We start from the raw sequence: 16,056 nt of genomic DNA, 5'->3' as shown, positions 1-16,056 counted from the left end.
ACCTATGAAAACAGAGGATGTTATGAATAATCATAGTAAAAAAGGTCACTCAAAAAGAGTGATAAAATTGAAGCCATTATACCTGGCAATGGCTGGCATTTTTTCAAGCTTTGCCGATGCAGGGGCAATTATTCCTGATAGTCGTGACCATAGTGCACCCACGATGAACCAAAGTGCCAATGGCACACCCGTTATTAACATTGTTGATCCCAATGCAAGCGGTATTTCTCATAATAAATTTACTGAATTTAACGTTAATCAGGAAGGGGTCATTTTTAACAATAGTACAACCGATGGCACCAGTAAGATTGGCGGCTTTGTTATTAAGAATGATCAGTTGAATAATGAGGCAAATGCCATTATTTCTGAAGTTACCGGGACGAAGGGAACGCAGATTAATGGTGCGATGGAGGTTTTTGGTAAAAAAGCTGATGTCATTATTGCTAACCAAAATGGTATTTCCGTTAATGGTGTATCAACGGTTAATGCCAATAACCTGACCTTAACGACGGGTAAAATTAATCCGCAGGCTGATGGCCGCATCCAACTGAGCGTCGAGAAAGGGACGATCAATATTGAGGGGCAAGGGATTTCAACCGAAGGGTTGGGTTACTTTGATATCATCAGCCGTTCAGCCGTACTGGAAGGTGAAATTGCCGGTCAGGCTGATATTAAAATGGTAACAGGTCTGAATGACTATGACATTCAGTCCCGTACGCATACCGTTCGTGATGCCAATGCCAGCGACCGCCCCGAAGTCTCTATTGATGGTAGTGCATTAGGCTCAATGTATGGTGGCCGTATCCAACTGATCAGTACCGAAAGTGGCGCAGGTGTGCGTCACGAGGGCAGTATCATTGGCAATCAAAGCATCGAAATTTCGGCGAACGGTGATCTGCGGTTATCGGGGTTGAAAAGCGATCAGGGTAGCGTCGCGCTTGCCGGTAATAATGTCAGCATTCAGAAAAACTCAGCGGGGCAAGGTGGCATCGACAGCCAATGGGATCTGATGATCAATGCGCTGGGCCATGTGGATATCGGTGCTGATGCTATCTCGCAGCAGGGCCGGATCATTATTGATGCCAGTTCAATGCTGCAAAATGCCGCCACATTAATGGCAAAAAATGGTCAGACTGCCTCTGTCAATGTGCCATCAATCCAGATCAACGTTGCGAATGAATACCAGATCGTCGGCTCGCTGTATGCGGTTGATCAGTCCGGCCAGACTATACCAGGGGCGGTGGTTTCTCTGGAAAATGGCGACTATGTGGTGCGCCGCGATGGCCAGGTCATCGAGGCCAGCGTTGCCTCCAATGCCCAGGTTGTGAGTAATAGTGGTGATGTTGTCATCAATGCCAAATCTGCCAAAAATAATAACGGGGGCATCGTTGCTCAGAAAGGCGCATTGGTATTAAACATTGATGAGCTGGTCGAAAACAACGGTATGATCAACGCATCGGGTAAACTGACCATCAATACCCGCGCATTTAAAAACAAAGGGATTATCTTTACTGACAGTCAGTTGATTAATACCGGCTCATTAGAAAATACCGGTGGGTTGTATGCGCAGAATACCATTGATGCGACAACTGACTCATTCATCAACAGCGGTAAGATGAGTTCAACTGACGGCGATATGCAGCTTAATGTTAATGGTACGACAGCCAATAACAGCGGCAGCATGGCTGCGAAAAATATCACCATCAATCAAAAAAATCAGGCCGATAAAAGTGCCATTTTTGTCAATGATGGCAGTATAGATACCAGTGGTTCCCTGCATATCAATTCTGATTCAATGCATAACAGCGGCCAAGTCACTGCAGGTACAGTGGCTGATCTTACGTTAACGAAAGAATTGAAAAATAGTGGTGAAGCGGCAGAAATCATTGCCGAGCAGGACCTGTTAATTCACAGTAACCTGGCTGATCATGAACTTTCTGTATTCAATGAGGCGGGTTGGGTACAGGGCGGTAATATTCGCGTAAGTGATATTGATACTATCAGTAACACAGCAAACGGGACGTTCATTGCCAATAATGCCATTGAGCTTTCCAATATCAATAATATCTTTAATGATGATTCTCTGATTAAGGCTGACTCTGTATTATTAAGCCATGTTCAAAATATCAACAACACCCAGGACTCCGTTATTGAAGGTAGCAGTAACCTTCAGATCACGGATGTTAATACCCTGAATAACAATAAATCGTCTCTTCAGTCTGATGGCGATATCACCATAAGCAACGTCTCTGATGTGAGTAACGTGAATGGTCTGATAAGTTCCGGTGGCATTCTGGACATCAACCATGTTGAAAATTTACTCAATACTGCGGTGTCAACCATTCAGGCCTCTGCGGCATTGTTGATCAATTCTGTCACTTCTTTGGAAAATACAGAGGGTTCTTCTCTCATTTCACAAGATGTGATGAATATTGATACTGTAAAAAATATTCATAATGATGCTTCGGGTCAGATAATCAGTGAAACTGCGCTGAATATCTCGAATGCAGAAAGTCTGGAGAATGCGGGGACTATCCAGTCCAATAGCAATCTGTCCATTGAGAATGTGCTTACGTTGCTGAACTCAGGTGAATCTTCCCTGATTGCTGCGCTTGATAATCTGACGATGGCGAATATCACCAGCTTATCCAATACCGAGAGCGCAACCCTATCTGCGGGTCTGGAATTAGTGCTCAATTCCATTGGTACGCTGATCAATAACGCGGCGCTCATCCAGTCAGAAGATGCGTTGACTATCAATGCCGCTAATCTCACGAACCTGGCCGGTAATATTCAAAGTTATGGTGATATTGTTCTCAATATCACGAATATACTTGAAAACTTATCGTCCTCTGGCATTGATGAATACGATAACCCGACTGTATTTAATGCCAATCTGGTTTCTGACGGAAATATTGATATTCATGCAAATACTTTGGTGAATAACAGCGAAATTAATGCGACAAATGTTCTTGTAGACGTTAATGATCTGAATAATACCTCTGGTAACATTGAAGGCTTCAGCACCGCTGATCTTAGAATTAAAAATGATTTTGTGAATCAGGATGGTACTGTCAGAGGTAATGATAGATTATCTCTTGATATGGCGAAGGATTATGTGTTCGATGAGGCGGCGGGGGATCTTCTGACCACGCAGGAATTATCTATTCATTCTGACGGGAACATTGTGGTTCGTGGTTCGCTCGAAAGTATGGGTGATATTATTCTGGACGCCGGAAAAGATATTACTAACTATTTTGCGATTGTCAGTAATCAGGATATTACGCTGAAAGGTAAGAATATTACCAATGCTTATAATGAGCCGGGTACGGATAGTGAAGGCAACCCTGTTGCTGGCATGAGCAGCCTTATCTGGGCGTTCGGTGATGTCAATATTGATGCACGGGAAGGCACGTTCCACAATCAAAAATACGGTAATGTCCTGAGCGTGGGCAATATGAGTATTATCGCCCACGATATCATCAATGATGCGGGTATCATTCGCTCAGAAGGTGATATGGCGCTGGATGCCCAAAGCCTGAGCAACCTCAGCGAATACAGCGGTGGTGGCTGGCAAACAGGTGCCCTGCAGGAGGGGGAAGGCTTTATTGAGGATTACTCTAAAGTTGCGACCTATGTTTCCTGGAGAGTAGAAACTTATCTGCCGGTATTATCTTCCGATCTTACGGTAACAACCAAAGCGGAGATTTCATCGGGCGGTAAGATCGACATCAATCAGCGCGGTATTTTTGAAAATACGGCTGAGAATCCTTTAGAAGTGCTCAATGAAGGAGGTATGATCCAGTCGGTCGGTGATATGACCATTACGGGTAATCTGACCAACAAACCTCGATATACACAAGCATCATTGTATGAATATGTTACCACGCCTTTAGAAAAACCGATTGAGATTGAGTATTACTGGAAAACTGTTGCCAGTGGTGGGGATAAAGCAACATTCGATACTGTTTATTCCTTCATGGACTGGTTGTTTGGCGATGGTAATCCGACATCCATTAATGGGTATACTCTCACTGATGACGTGATGTCCAAGATGTTCATCCGTACTGCAGAACTCGAGAAAGATGATTTCTTGAAATCAGTGCGTAAGGCTGCTGGTGGCGGTGAAAAATCAACTGCATCTCCGCAACTGAATTCCTTGATGATCATGATGTTTGGTGAGAGCTGGATTACCAAAGATCTGAATACGTTAAGAAGTGACTGGGAAAATATCAGTCAATCTGATGATGAAGCACTGAAGGCAAAAGGTTTTTACTTCCTGCCTAATGACACGGGCAGCATTGTCACGCTGGGGACTTTCACCCATAACGGTGGTGAACTGAATAACGGTATTGGTGATTTTGCGATTGAAACGGGTACGTCGGATTCTGTAAATGTTGAAAAAGTGGGGGATCAGGAGATTGCCCCGATTGGTGGCAGCACCGAGGTTCTGATTAACCTTAAAGATATTGAAGAATATCGCGCCGGTATTTCGCCAATGAGCACCATTGATGCGATGAGTAAAATGCCTGCGATGTTCCCTTATTCGCCTGAATGGAACCAGCGTAATACCAGTGAACCTTCACTCAAGGATGGTCCATCAAATACTGTTACGCCTGTCTTCGAAACGCGCTTTGAAATGATTGACCAGAGCCAATACTATGGTTCGGACTATTTCTTTGAACAGGTCGGTTATGTACCTGATGAGCCGGTATATGTTATTGGTGATAACTATTACATCTCGGAACTGATCCGTCGCCAGGTTAATGATTCTGTTGGCTCCTATTTCGCGGTGCGTGATGGTGTCGATGGTGTTGACATGGTTCAGATGTTAATGGATAACGCCAACTATGTGGTCAACAACGGTGTCCAGGTAGAAAATGAGGCGTCTGATATTCTGTCAGGTCAAACGCTTAATCAGGATGTGGTTGATACAGAAGTCACTCCGGAAAACTCATACTCTATGAGGAGCACCGATATCCCGGTAGGATATGAGGCGTCTGATAACCTTCCTGGGCAAACCCTTAATCAGGATGTTGCAGAAACTCCACCATCCAATACACATACGGAAGATCTCGGTCTGGTCGTGGGTGAACCACTGACTGAAGAACAGCGCGGTAAGCTGGATAAAGATATTGTTTGGTTTGTAAACCAAACCATTGATGGTGAACAAGTATTAGTACCCTTTGTCTATCTGTCCAACGCGACCCTTGACGCAATGTCTACCGGTGCAAAAGAATCCTCCGGTTCTGCAGTTATTCATGCTGAAGGTGACGTCAATATTGATGCAACCCAGGTGAATAATAATAATGCCGTTATTTCTGCAGGGAATGATGTCAACATTACTTCAGAAGGGGACATTAATAATACGAGTAACGGGGCTAATGGTGGTATTTCTGCCGGTAATAATGTTGATCTGACCACAACTGACGGGTCTATTAACAACGATGGCGCTTATATTAAAGCGGGCGATGATATTAATATGTCTGCTGAAAATGGCAGCATTGAAATTACCGCCAGCGTGGGTCGTGATGAAGAAGGTAAGCAGCAGGTTCATACTTATGATGACGCCATCTCTGCGGGCGGCGACATTGATATGAAAGCCAAAGATATTACATCTAATGCAGCTACCTTTGAAGCCGGTAACGATATTAATATGACGTCCACTGAAGGCGATATTACCTTCAATGAGATGCACGAAATATCGGCCGAATACACGAATGATTTAGATAAAAAGAACGCACTTAACTTTACCCATACTGAAACTGAAACCACCACCGCCACCGCTATTGAAAGCAAAGTGGCTGCCGGCGGTAAATTAAATATCGACTCTGCTAAAGATGTTGTGATGAAAGGCGGTGAATATTCCGGTACATCCGGCAACATCACTGCGGCGGGCGATGTCGATATACAGGCCACACAGGATTATGAACATACAGAATCTGTGGTTGAAGCTCGTGAGTTTACGCTCACCGGGAATGCTAATGCAGTGGGTTATTCCGCATCAGGTGAATATAGCGCGCGTGATGGCGGCAGTGGCAGTACGTCACAGGGCGAGTATGAATTTGATTATGGTTCAGATAATGGTGGGGCGAAAAACCCAGGTAAATCTGCGGTCGCTCCGGCAACAGAAGTCTTCGTGGGCTTCCGTTCATCTACAGATGAGGCGACATCTGATACCAAAACAAACCAGAATGCTTCTTTCAATTTTGCCGACGACCTGAACCTAGAGGCGAAAACTGTTGATATTGGGGGGGGCGATTTTAAAGTCGCTGATGAGTTAAACATTACGGCGGATGAACTTAAGACCACCAAATATGTTGATACTCATGAGGAAACGTTCAGTCATGAAGCGCTTTCTGTGGGGATAACATCAACGACGTCCAGTGTCTTCCTGGATGTCGCGGATAAAAATGCCAATATGATCGCCAATGCAGTCAACGACCCGGACGTGGGTTTTGATGCCTTAACCACAAGTGCTCAGGTGGCGGGTGATGTAACCAACTTAATCTTCAATGATTATGCTTCACTCAATACCACATACGGCATTGATTACAATAAATCATCTGGTTCAGCAAGTTCGACCAGTGAAAATATTACCCACATTGATGCCGGTAAAGTCAATATCAAAACCAAAGGCGATACCACGCTCAATGGGGTTGATATGAAAGCCAAAGATGTGGCGATTGATGCGGGTGGCGATGTCAACATGCGCGCTGCTGAACAAACCACCTCTTATAAAGAGGATGGCATGAACTTCAGCATTGGCATCACTGCCGGTGCAGGGGTTGACCGCGATTCTGCAGGTGCCGGGGTCTCACTGGATGCCAGCGGCGGTAATAATCATACGAACAACAGTTCTAAGAGTTACACCAACACAACGATTGCGGCAGACAATATTTCCATTATCAGTGGCAAAGACGTTAATTTGATCGGAGCGGATATCACGGCAAAAACTGCAGATGTGAAAGCCGCAGGGAATATGAACATTGTTTCCGTTCAGGACACCGTCGACAATGATGCTTCAAGCTGGCATGCAGGTGCTTCTATCGGGGCTGCGTTCACAACACAGACGGGAACCATCCCTATTCCTACAGCATCTGTGAATGCTGGCGGAGGATCTGATTTCCTTGACAGCGCGACGACGAATAAACAGTCAGGTATCCATACTTCAGGTCCGCTGAACGTGGAAACCGGTGGTGATATGAATATGACTGGCGGTCAGCTGATCTCTGATGACCATACTGGTACCGTTCATGTTGCAGGCAATATCAATGCGCAGGACCTTGTTGATACCACTGAACAGGATGGTGCGTATGGCGGCGGCGGCGGCGGTGTAACGAAGACGGGGACCAGTGCTAATATATACGCGCAAACCACGGATGAGATCCACTATCAGGAAAATCAGCATTCAACGATCGATGTGGGTGATACGAAGGCTGGCCAGATTAATGGCAACCTCAACACTGACGGTACGAAAATCTCTGACGTTGTCAAAGACGAGAAAGAATGGGGCAGTGATATTGCTGCCACCATCAGCTGGAGTCCGAGTAAGACGGGTAGCTATGATGTGGATACGCCTACTACGGTGAAGCCGAAGCCAGCTGATACCACTGATGGCGTTACTCCACGTCCGACGCCGAAACCGGATGATGTGACACCAACACCAACACCACAGCCGAAACCGGAACCAACGCCGGAACCAACACCGCAGCCGAAACCGGAACCAACACCGGAGCCGACGCCACAGCCGAAACCGGAACCGACACCGGATGTTGAAGATCTTACTCCGGTGAAAACGCCAGATGACACGGTGAAACCAGACGACACGGTGAAACCAGATGACACGGTGAAACCAGACGATACGGTGAAACCAGACGACACGGTGAAACCAGACGACACGGTGAAACCAGATGACACGGTGAAACCAGACGACACGGTGAAACCAGACGACACGGTGAAACCAGACGACACGGTGAAATCAGACGACACGGTGAAACCAGATGACACGGTGAAACCAGATGATACGGTGAAACCAGATGACACTGATACGCCAAAACCACGTCCAAGCGAATACAATGGCAAGAAGTGGGAAGTTAAAACGCCTGAGCGTGTTGTCCTGACGCCAGGGTCTGCAACCGGCAACACGACCTGGATTGAACCACCGAAATCGGGTCCGGGTAAAAACGGATCGCAGTTCGAGGGTCTGCCAAAAAGCGGCTCCACTAAAGCACGTGATACATCGACCAAAACGCCGGCAACTGAAAGTACGCCAGACGTTAAAAAGGCCGATCCAAGCGAGTATAATGGTAAGAAATGGACTGTCACCACGCCAGATCCTGTTGTACTGAGCCCGGGGTCTAACAGTAATAACATCACGCCAAATGATCCACCGCGTGACGGCAATAAGAATAACGGGACGGATTATGAAGGCCAGCCAGTCCGTAAGGATGTGCAACTGCCAGACGGTGCTGCTAACTGGCAATCACTGATGCCTGAACATGTTATGGCTTCTGAGCATACTTATCAGGAAACTGAATGGTCTGAGAGTAATACCCCAATCAACCAGCGGGGTACGAAGAACGCGTAAGTAATAAAACAGTAATCTCCATTAGCCCTGAAGTGCGTCTCCTATGAGGCGCACTTTTTTTTCATCTGTCGTCTGGCAAATACTGCGATCGGGGGATGCCAAAAGGAGAGGGGAGAGCGATGAAGCTTAAGGAATAAAATGATGCGACAAAAAGAGAAGGCACCGCCGAAAAGCAGTGCCTTAATAATCACCTCAGATAATGAATCACCTGATTGCTGCTGCCGCGCCAGATAAGTGACGGGTCTTTGAGTTCCTGCACAAATTTCCCGTCGACCAGTACATTAATCAGCGCCACAACGTCCTGTTGTTCAGCGGTCAGTTCACACCGCGTATAGCCCGTCCACATCCACACATCTTTGTCCGGACACTCCGCCTGTACGCGCAACAACAACTGGCGCACTGCAGAGAGATTTTGCGGATGCAGCGGGTCACCGCCGGAAAGGGTGAGACCCTGACGCGGGATCACCGTATTTTGCAGATCGGTAATGATGCGGTCTTCGTCTGCCTGCGTAAACGGCTTGCCGGAATCCAGCCGCCAGGTACTTTTGTTATAGCACCCGCGGCATTCATGGACACAGCCGGACACGAACAGCACACAGCGCGTTCCGGGCCCGTTCACGACATCGACAGGATAATACTGATGAAAATTCATCACGTTAACCCAACTGACCATTACCCAAATGTTTAATCCGGCGCTTCACTTCCTCCTGCTTGCCGGCGTTAAACGGACGGGCATCCGGGCTGCCGAGATATCCGCAGACGCGGCGGGTGACGGAGACACGGGAAGGTTCATGGTTGCCGCATTTCGGGCAAGTGAAGCCTTTGCTGGTGCACTCGAATTCGCCGGTATAACCGCAGTCGTAGCACTCATCGATCGGCGTATTGGTGCCGTAATAAGGCACGCGGGTATAACTATAATCCCACACGTCTTCCAGCGCTTTCAGATTATGTTGCAGGTTAGGATATTCGCCATAGCAGATGAAACCGCCGTTGCTCAGTGGCGGATACGGCGCTTCGAAATCGAGTTTTTCATAAGGATTTACCTTCTTTTCGACGTCCAGATGGAAGCTGTTGGTGTAGTAACCTTTGTCGGTAACGCCCGCAACCAGCCCGAATTCGGCTTTGTCCAGACGACAGAAACGGTCACAGAGATTTTCGCTCGGCGTGCTGTAAAGGCTGAAGCCGTAGCCGGTTTCCTCTTTCCAGCTTTCGGTTGCCGCCTGCAGACGGGCCACAATCGCCACGGCCTTTTCGCGTAACTGGCCGTCATCGAACATGTGGGTTTGATCGCCGAACAGCGCGTTAATGGTTTCATGCACGCCAATGTATCCGAGCGAAATCGAGGCCCGGCCATTTTTGAAAATGCCGGAAATATCGTCGTCGGCTTTCAGGCGCACGCCACAGGCGCCTTCCATGTACAGGATCGGCGCAACCCGGGCTTTGATGCCTTCCAGACGTGCAATGCGGGTCATCAGCGCTTTCTTCGCCAGCAGCAAACGCTCGTCAAGCAGTGTCCAGAACGCCGCCTCGTCGCGTTTCGCTTCCAGCGCGATACGCGGCAGGTTCAGGCTGATCACGCCGATATTATTGCGGCCCTCGTGGATCATCTCGCCATTTTCTTCATATACACCCAGGAAGCTGCGGCAGCCCATCGGGGTTTTGAAGGATCCGGTGACTTTCACCACCTGATCGTAATTGAGGATGTCCGGATACATGCGTTTGCTGGCACATTCCAGTGCCAGTTGCTTGATGTCGTAGTTGGCATCACCGGCTTTATGGTTCAGGCCGTCGCGGATCGCAAACACCAGTTTCGGAAATACGGCAGTTTTGCGGTTTTTGCCCAGACCGGCAATACGGTTACGTAAAATGGATTGCTGGATCAGACGTGATTCCCACGAGGTTCCGAGACCGAAACCGAAGGTGACGAACGGCGTCTGACCGTTGGCGGTATGCAGCGTATTGACTTCATATTCCAGCGACTGGAACGCGTCATAGCACTCTTTCTCAGTCCGGTTACGGGCGAACGCTTCGGCATCGGCAATCTGCCATTCTTCGGCGGTCTGGCGATGTTTATTGAAGCTGGCAGTGACAAACGGTGCCAGCACTTCGTCGATGCGGTTAATGGTGGTGCCGCCATAAATGTGGCTGGCGACCTGTGCAATAATCTGCGCGGTGACGGCGGTGGCCGTTGAAATTGATTTTGGCGTATCAATTTCTGCATTGCCCATTTTGAAACCATGATTCAGCATGCCTTTCAGATCGATAAGCATGCAGTTAAACATCGGGAAAAACGGCGAATAATCGAGATCATGATAATGGAGCTCGCCACGTTCATGCGCCAGCACGACATCACGCGGTAAAATATGCTGTTTGGCATAATGTTTTGCCACGATCCCGGCCAGTAAATCGCGCTGGGTCGGGATGACTTTACTGTCTTTATTGGCGTTTTCATTAAGCAGCGCCATATTGCTTTGTTCAACCAGACCGCGGATTTCCTGATTCAGGCGGCCACGCATTTCACGTTTCACATCGCGGTCATGGCGGTATTCGATATAAGCGCGTGCCAGCTTTTTATGCGGACCTGCCATTAACTGATTTTCGACCGCATCCTGAATCTCGTGGATATCTACACGAGCCTGATCTTGCAGACTTTCCGCCACCACGCGGGCAACTTGCGCGCAATAATCCACGCTGTCGATACCGGCAGCAGCAGCAGCGCGTTGCACTGCTTGTTTGATCAGAACTTCATCGAAAGGGACCTGACAACCATCCCGCTTAATCACGATGGGCTGCATTGTAGTCGGTTTTGCGGGTAGGGTTTCCAGTCTGTCTGCCTTCACAATGACACTCCTATTGGGCGGAACCCGCGCCCCACAAGGCTTACAGGCCGGTTGTGGGGTATTTGCGGAAAACCGCTATATATTGGGTTGGGTGTGTACTATACACACTATATGTAGCATTCATGCGAGTGATAATTCTCGTTTTATTGACCTGAAACAAAGAATTTTTTTGGCGGAGGAATTGATGACCAACTGTCAGTTCTGGCCTGAATTTTGCGGATTGTTTTATAAGGAGATGCATTAAAAATAAACGGGCCAGACACGAATGTGACTGACCCGGCAGAACAGAAATTTCAGATTATCCGGCGAGTTGCCAGCGACATTCGTAGGGACGAAGTACGCCGCAAACCGCCGGTGTGGCGTAATTACTTAACACCTGTTCGCCGCAAAATACCGGTAACGCAAGCGTCTGCTCCTGTGCGCTCAGGTTCGCCATCACACTCAGGGTTTTTCCGTTCGCCATGCGGGTATAACACCAGAGTTGCGGATGTTCAGGCAGTAAATCCTCATAATCGCCGTCCGTCAGCACCGGCAGTGATTTACGCAATCGGATCAGTTGCTGATACAGATAAAACACGGAATCGTTATCCGCCAGTGCCTGCTCAGCATTAATACTCTGCGCGTTATGGCTGACGGAAATCCACGGTGTGCCGGTGGTAAATCCCGCCTGTTCGCCGGCGGTCCACTGCATCGGTGTACGTGAGTTATCCCGCGATTTCCGTGCCAGGATGCGCAGCAATTCTTCAGTATTGCGTCCGTCCGTTTTCAGCTCAGCAAACATATTCAGGCTTTCCACATCGCGATATTGCTCAAGATGTTTAAAGCCGGGATTGGTCATGCCGATTTCCTCCCCCTGATAGATGTACGGCGTGCCTTGTAAGCCGTGCAATACCATCGCCAGCATTTTTGCCGAGGTGTTGCGCAGCGCACCTTCATCACCAAAACGCGACACAATGCGCGGCTGATCGTGATTACACCAGAACAACGCATTCCATGCGTGCCCGTGCATCCCTTGCTGCCACTCGCGAAAAATCTGCTTGAGGTGTACGAAATCAGGCGGCGCATCAGTCCATTTTTCGCCGTTCGGGTAATCTACTTTCAGATGATGGAAGTTAAAGGTCATCGACAGTTCACTGCCGTCATTGGCAGCGTAGCGGCGGCAATGTTCCAGCTTCGTTGAAGACATTTCGCCGACCGTCATCAGCCCGAGTGGCTGAAATACGTCACGGCTGAACTCCTGTAAGAATGCATGAATACGTGGTCCGTCGGTGTAAAAACGCCGCCCATCGCCTGCGTCATCGGACGGGAAATCCTGCTGTTTCGACACCAGATTGATGACATCCAGCCGCAGCCCGTCGACGCCCTTATCTGCCCAGAACTGGCAGACTTTTTTGAGCGCCCCGCGAACAGGCGGATACTCCCAGTTGAGATCCGCCTGCTCGGCCGCGAACAGATGCAGATAATACTGACCGCTGGTTTCATGCCACTGCCAGGCACCGCCACCGAATTTGGAGCGCCAGTTATTCGGCGGCCCGCCTTCGGCTGCACCGTCACGCCAGATATAAAAAGGCCGGAACGGGCTGCCCGGATCCTGCGACTGCCGGAACCATTCGTGATGCGTCGAGGTGTGATTAAACACCATATCCATCACGATGCGGATCCCGCGCTGATGCGCCTGTGCAGTCAGCCGCTCGAAATCCTCCAGCGTGCCGTAAGCCGGGTCAATCTCACAATAGTCGGCGACGTCGTAACCATTATCAATCTGGGGTGACAGATACATCGGCGTCAGCCACAGGGCATCAACGCCCAGCGTTTTCAGGTAATCCAGACGCTGTGTGATGCCGTTGATATCACCGGTACCGCTGCCCGTGGTGTCCTGAAAACTCTTGGGGTAAATCTGGTAAATCACGCCGTTTTTCCACCACGGCAATTCGCTGTTCATTCCTTTTTCCTTCTTGAAGGTCTTACACCACAGCCAGTTCACCACGGCGGGCTTTACGCTGGTAAACCAGCACGGTCAGGATAATCGGCACCACAATCGCCACCAGCATCGCCATGGCGTAAATACTCCAGAACTGCAGCTTGATAGACAAAATGCCCGGTAAGCCGCCGACGCCGATACCGTTGGCCGTAACGTGGAACAGCCCGCAAATCAGACCGGCACCGGCTGAGCCAATCATCGCGCAGAGCATCGGGAAGCGGTATTTCAGGTTGATCCCGTACATGGCCGGTTCGGTCACGCCGAGGAAGGCGGATATCGCTGCGGGCACGGAAATCTCGCGTTCATTATGTTTGCGGCTGACGATAATCACGCCCACCACGGCGGCCGCCTGTGCAATATTGGACAGGGCGATCAGCGGCCATACCGGGGTTCCGCCGGTGTTTTGCACCATCTGCATGTCGATGGCGAGGGTGGTCTGATGCACGCCGGTGATCACCAGCGGTGCATAGAGGAAACCAAACAGCGCGGCACCGATCGGTGCAAGGCTGCCGGTCATGATGAATTTCACCGCGAAAGCCACGCCGTCACCTACCATGCGGCCAAACGGCCCGATCAACGTGTGCGCCAGGAATACCGCAATCAGCAGTGAGCTGACCGGCACAATCACCAGGTACAGGTAATTAGGCACGATACGTTTCAGGCCACTTTCGATGATGGCTAACGCCATGCCTGCGAGAACGGAAGGAATAACCTGCGCCTGATAACCGACTTTTTCGATGGTGAACCAGCCAAAATTCCATACATCAGGGATCTGCTGGCCGAGGTTATAGGAGTTCATCAGTTGCGGTGATACCAGCGTGATGCCGAGCACGATGCCGAGGATCTCGGTGCCGCCCATTTTTCTGACCGTCGACCAGCAAACCGCCACCGGCAGGAACATAAACACGGCTTCGCCAAGCAGCCACAGGAAGTCGTAAATGGATTGCCACAGCGGGTGCATCTGCGCCAGCGTCTGGCCGTCGCTTATCGGAATTTCACCGATAACGTTGCGGAAACCGAGGATCAGACCGCCACTGATTAGCGCGGGCAACAGCGGGAAGAAAATTTCGGCGAAGTGAGAAATACTGCGTTCGAACCAGCTCATGTTCTGGCGGGCGGCGATTTTTGCCTGCTCTTTACCTGCCTGACTTTTACCGGTACTGGCGAGCAGGACTTTATAGTAATCGTCCACTTCCGGCCCGATCACCACCTGGAACTGCCCGGCATTGGTGAAGCAGCCTTTAACCATTGGCAGGGCTTCGAGGCCTTTCGGATCGGCTTTAGACGGATCATTGAGGACAAAACGAAGACGTGTAATGCAATGCGTCACCATCGCGATATTGTCGCTGCCGCCAACGAGGGCGATCAGCTGATCAACATCCTGTTGCTTAACTTTGCTCATGGGAAGTGGCCTGTGTTTTGCGTGAGTGTGTAGGGTACGGTTCAAGCATAGCGAAGGCGGTGGGAATTTGTCTGGGAACGTTCCCGGTTTTGCCGGGACGATCACAAAGTTTCTGTATAACGTCGGATCAGAAAGCGAGCTTTCCGGGGATAATCAGCTGCCGCACATGTGCGCCATCGCTGAGCTGCGCCAGCAATTGTTTTGCCGCCGCTTCACCGCCCGCGCCATAGCCGAGTTCCACGGAATACGATTCAGGGAAGAGGAAATGCAGCAAAGGGTTGTTACCTATCCCGCACACCTGTACGCCACGGATTTGCTGTTGTTGCAGGTATTTTTGTGCGCCGATGGCGATGGTGTCGGACGCGCATACCACTGCCTGAATGTCATTTTCCAGCAACTGGGGGATCAGATCGAAGCCGCTCTGATAAGTCAGTGCGCCCAGTGCAATGTGCGGTGTCAGGCCGTGCTCTTTACAGAAAGCCCGGAAGGCCGCGCTGCGACGCTGACCGGTGGTGGTATCTTGTGGCGAAACACCGATAAAGCCAATCTTCCGGATGTTCTGCGCCAGCAACTTTTGCATCAGCAGCTGCACCGCGCCCGCATCGTCATAACACACCGAAGACAGCCCCGGTACTTCGCGCGCCAGCATCACCATTTTGTCCTGCCATGGCATCAGCATTTGTGCTGAAAGTCCGGTAAAACCAAACAGCACCACGCCGTCGATATTGCGCTGTTTCAGTACCTGCAAATGCTCTTTAACGCGCTCTGCGCTGAACTGACTTTCCAGCACAATCGGGTCGAATCCCTGCTGATAAAACAGCGGCAACATGGCACGTACTGCCAGGTTTTCCGAAGGGGAATCGAGGCGCGACACGATGATTGCCACAATTTTATCGCTGAAGCCGCGCATTGCCCGCGCTGATTTCGACGGGCTGAAGTGCTGTTGCTCAATCACCTGTAATACGCGTTCACGGGTTTGCGGGCTGACGTTGCCTTCGTTATTTAAAACGCGGGAAACCGTGGATTTTCCGACGCCGCTCAGGCGGGCAATATCATTAATGGTCAGGCGATTTTGCTGGGTCATGTTTTAAGGTGAATAAAGGTCAGGTTTAAATTTGGTTGTAGTTAACCGGCGTATACTGCGCTCGCCGGAGATGATGTGCGCGTCATCCCGTGACGTTACCCTAACGGATTTTTATACCCGATGCGTATGAATTTCCAAACCGTTCCTTACCGGAGGTGA

General features: G+C 49.6%; 6 protein-coding genes. 1 reads left to right on the top strand and 5 read right to left on the bottom strand.

Translation table 11 applies throughout. The features are described from left to right. The first annotated feature begins 22 nt into the window (after positions 1-22). The gene (locus tag ACOZIO_RS16450; RefSeq protein ID WP_421595505.1) at positions 23-8,590 is read left to right on the top strand and encodes a hemagglutinin repeat-containing protein; all 8,568 of its coding nucleotides are present in this window, start codon (positions 23-25) and stop codon (positions 8,588-8,590) included. A 187-nt stretch (positions 8,591-8,777) separates the two neighbouring features. Here the strand turns inward: ACOZIO_RS16450 and nrdG are convergent, their stop codons facing one another. The 5 genes from nrdG to treR all read right to left on the bottom strand — a co-directional run bounded on the left by nrdG (position 8,778) and on the right by treR (position 15,897). Next, positions 8,778-9,242 (bottom strand): anaerobic ribonucleoside-triphosphate reductase-activating protein, encoded by a 465-nt coding sequence (nrdG, locus tag ACOZIO_RS16445; protein ID WP_129954627.1) that lies wholly within the window; start codon positions 9,240-9,242, stop codon positions 8,778-8,780. 4 nt (positions 9,243-9,246) lie between these two features. Next, a complete protein-coding gene (gene nrdD, locus ACOZIO_RS16440; protein WP_129991657.1) occupies positions 9,247-11,385 on the bottom strand; it encodes an anaerobic ribonucleoside-triphosphate reductase in 2,139 nt (712 codons plus the stop codon). A 343-nt stretch (positions 11,386-11,728) separates the two neighbouring features. Next, complete coding sequence (gene treC / locus ACOZIO_RS16435; RefSeq protein ID WP_129991626.1) at positions 11,729-13,372, bottom strand: alpha,alpha-phosphotrehalase; 1,644 nt, start codon at positions 13,370-13,372, stop codon at positions 11,729-11,731. A 22-nt stretch (positions 13,373-13,394) separates the two neighbouring features. Further along, on the bottom strand, positions 13,395-14,813 hold the full coding sequence (gene treB / locus ACOZIO_RS16430) for a PTS trehalose transporter subunit IIBC (protein ID WP_129954403.1): 1,419 nt from the start codon (positions 14,811-14,813) through the stop codon (positions 13,395-13,397). A 127-nt stretch (positions 14,814-14,940) separates the two neighbouring features. After that, on the bottom strand, positions 14,941-15,897 hold the full coding sequence (gene treR, locus ACOZIO_RS16425; protein WP_217233386.1) for a trehalose operon repressor TreR: 957 nt from the start codon (positions 15,895-15,897) through the stop codon (positions 14,941-14,943). Between the last annotated feature and the right edge of the window lie 159 nt (positions 15,898-16,056).

It is taken from the genome of Rahnella sp. PD4, from assembly GCF_049199325.1.
Taxonomy (GTDB): Bacteria; Pseudomonadota; Gammaproteobacteria; order Enterobacterales; family Enterobacteriaceae; genus Rahnella; species Rahnella perminowiae.
This window is presented reverse-complemented; position numbering and strand designations above follow the sequence as displayed.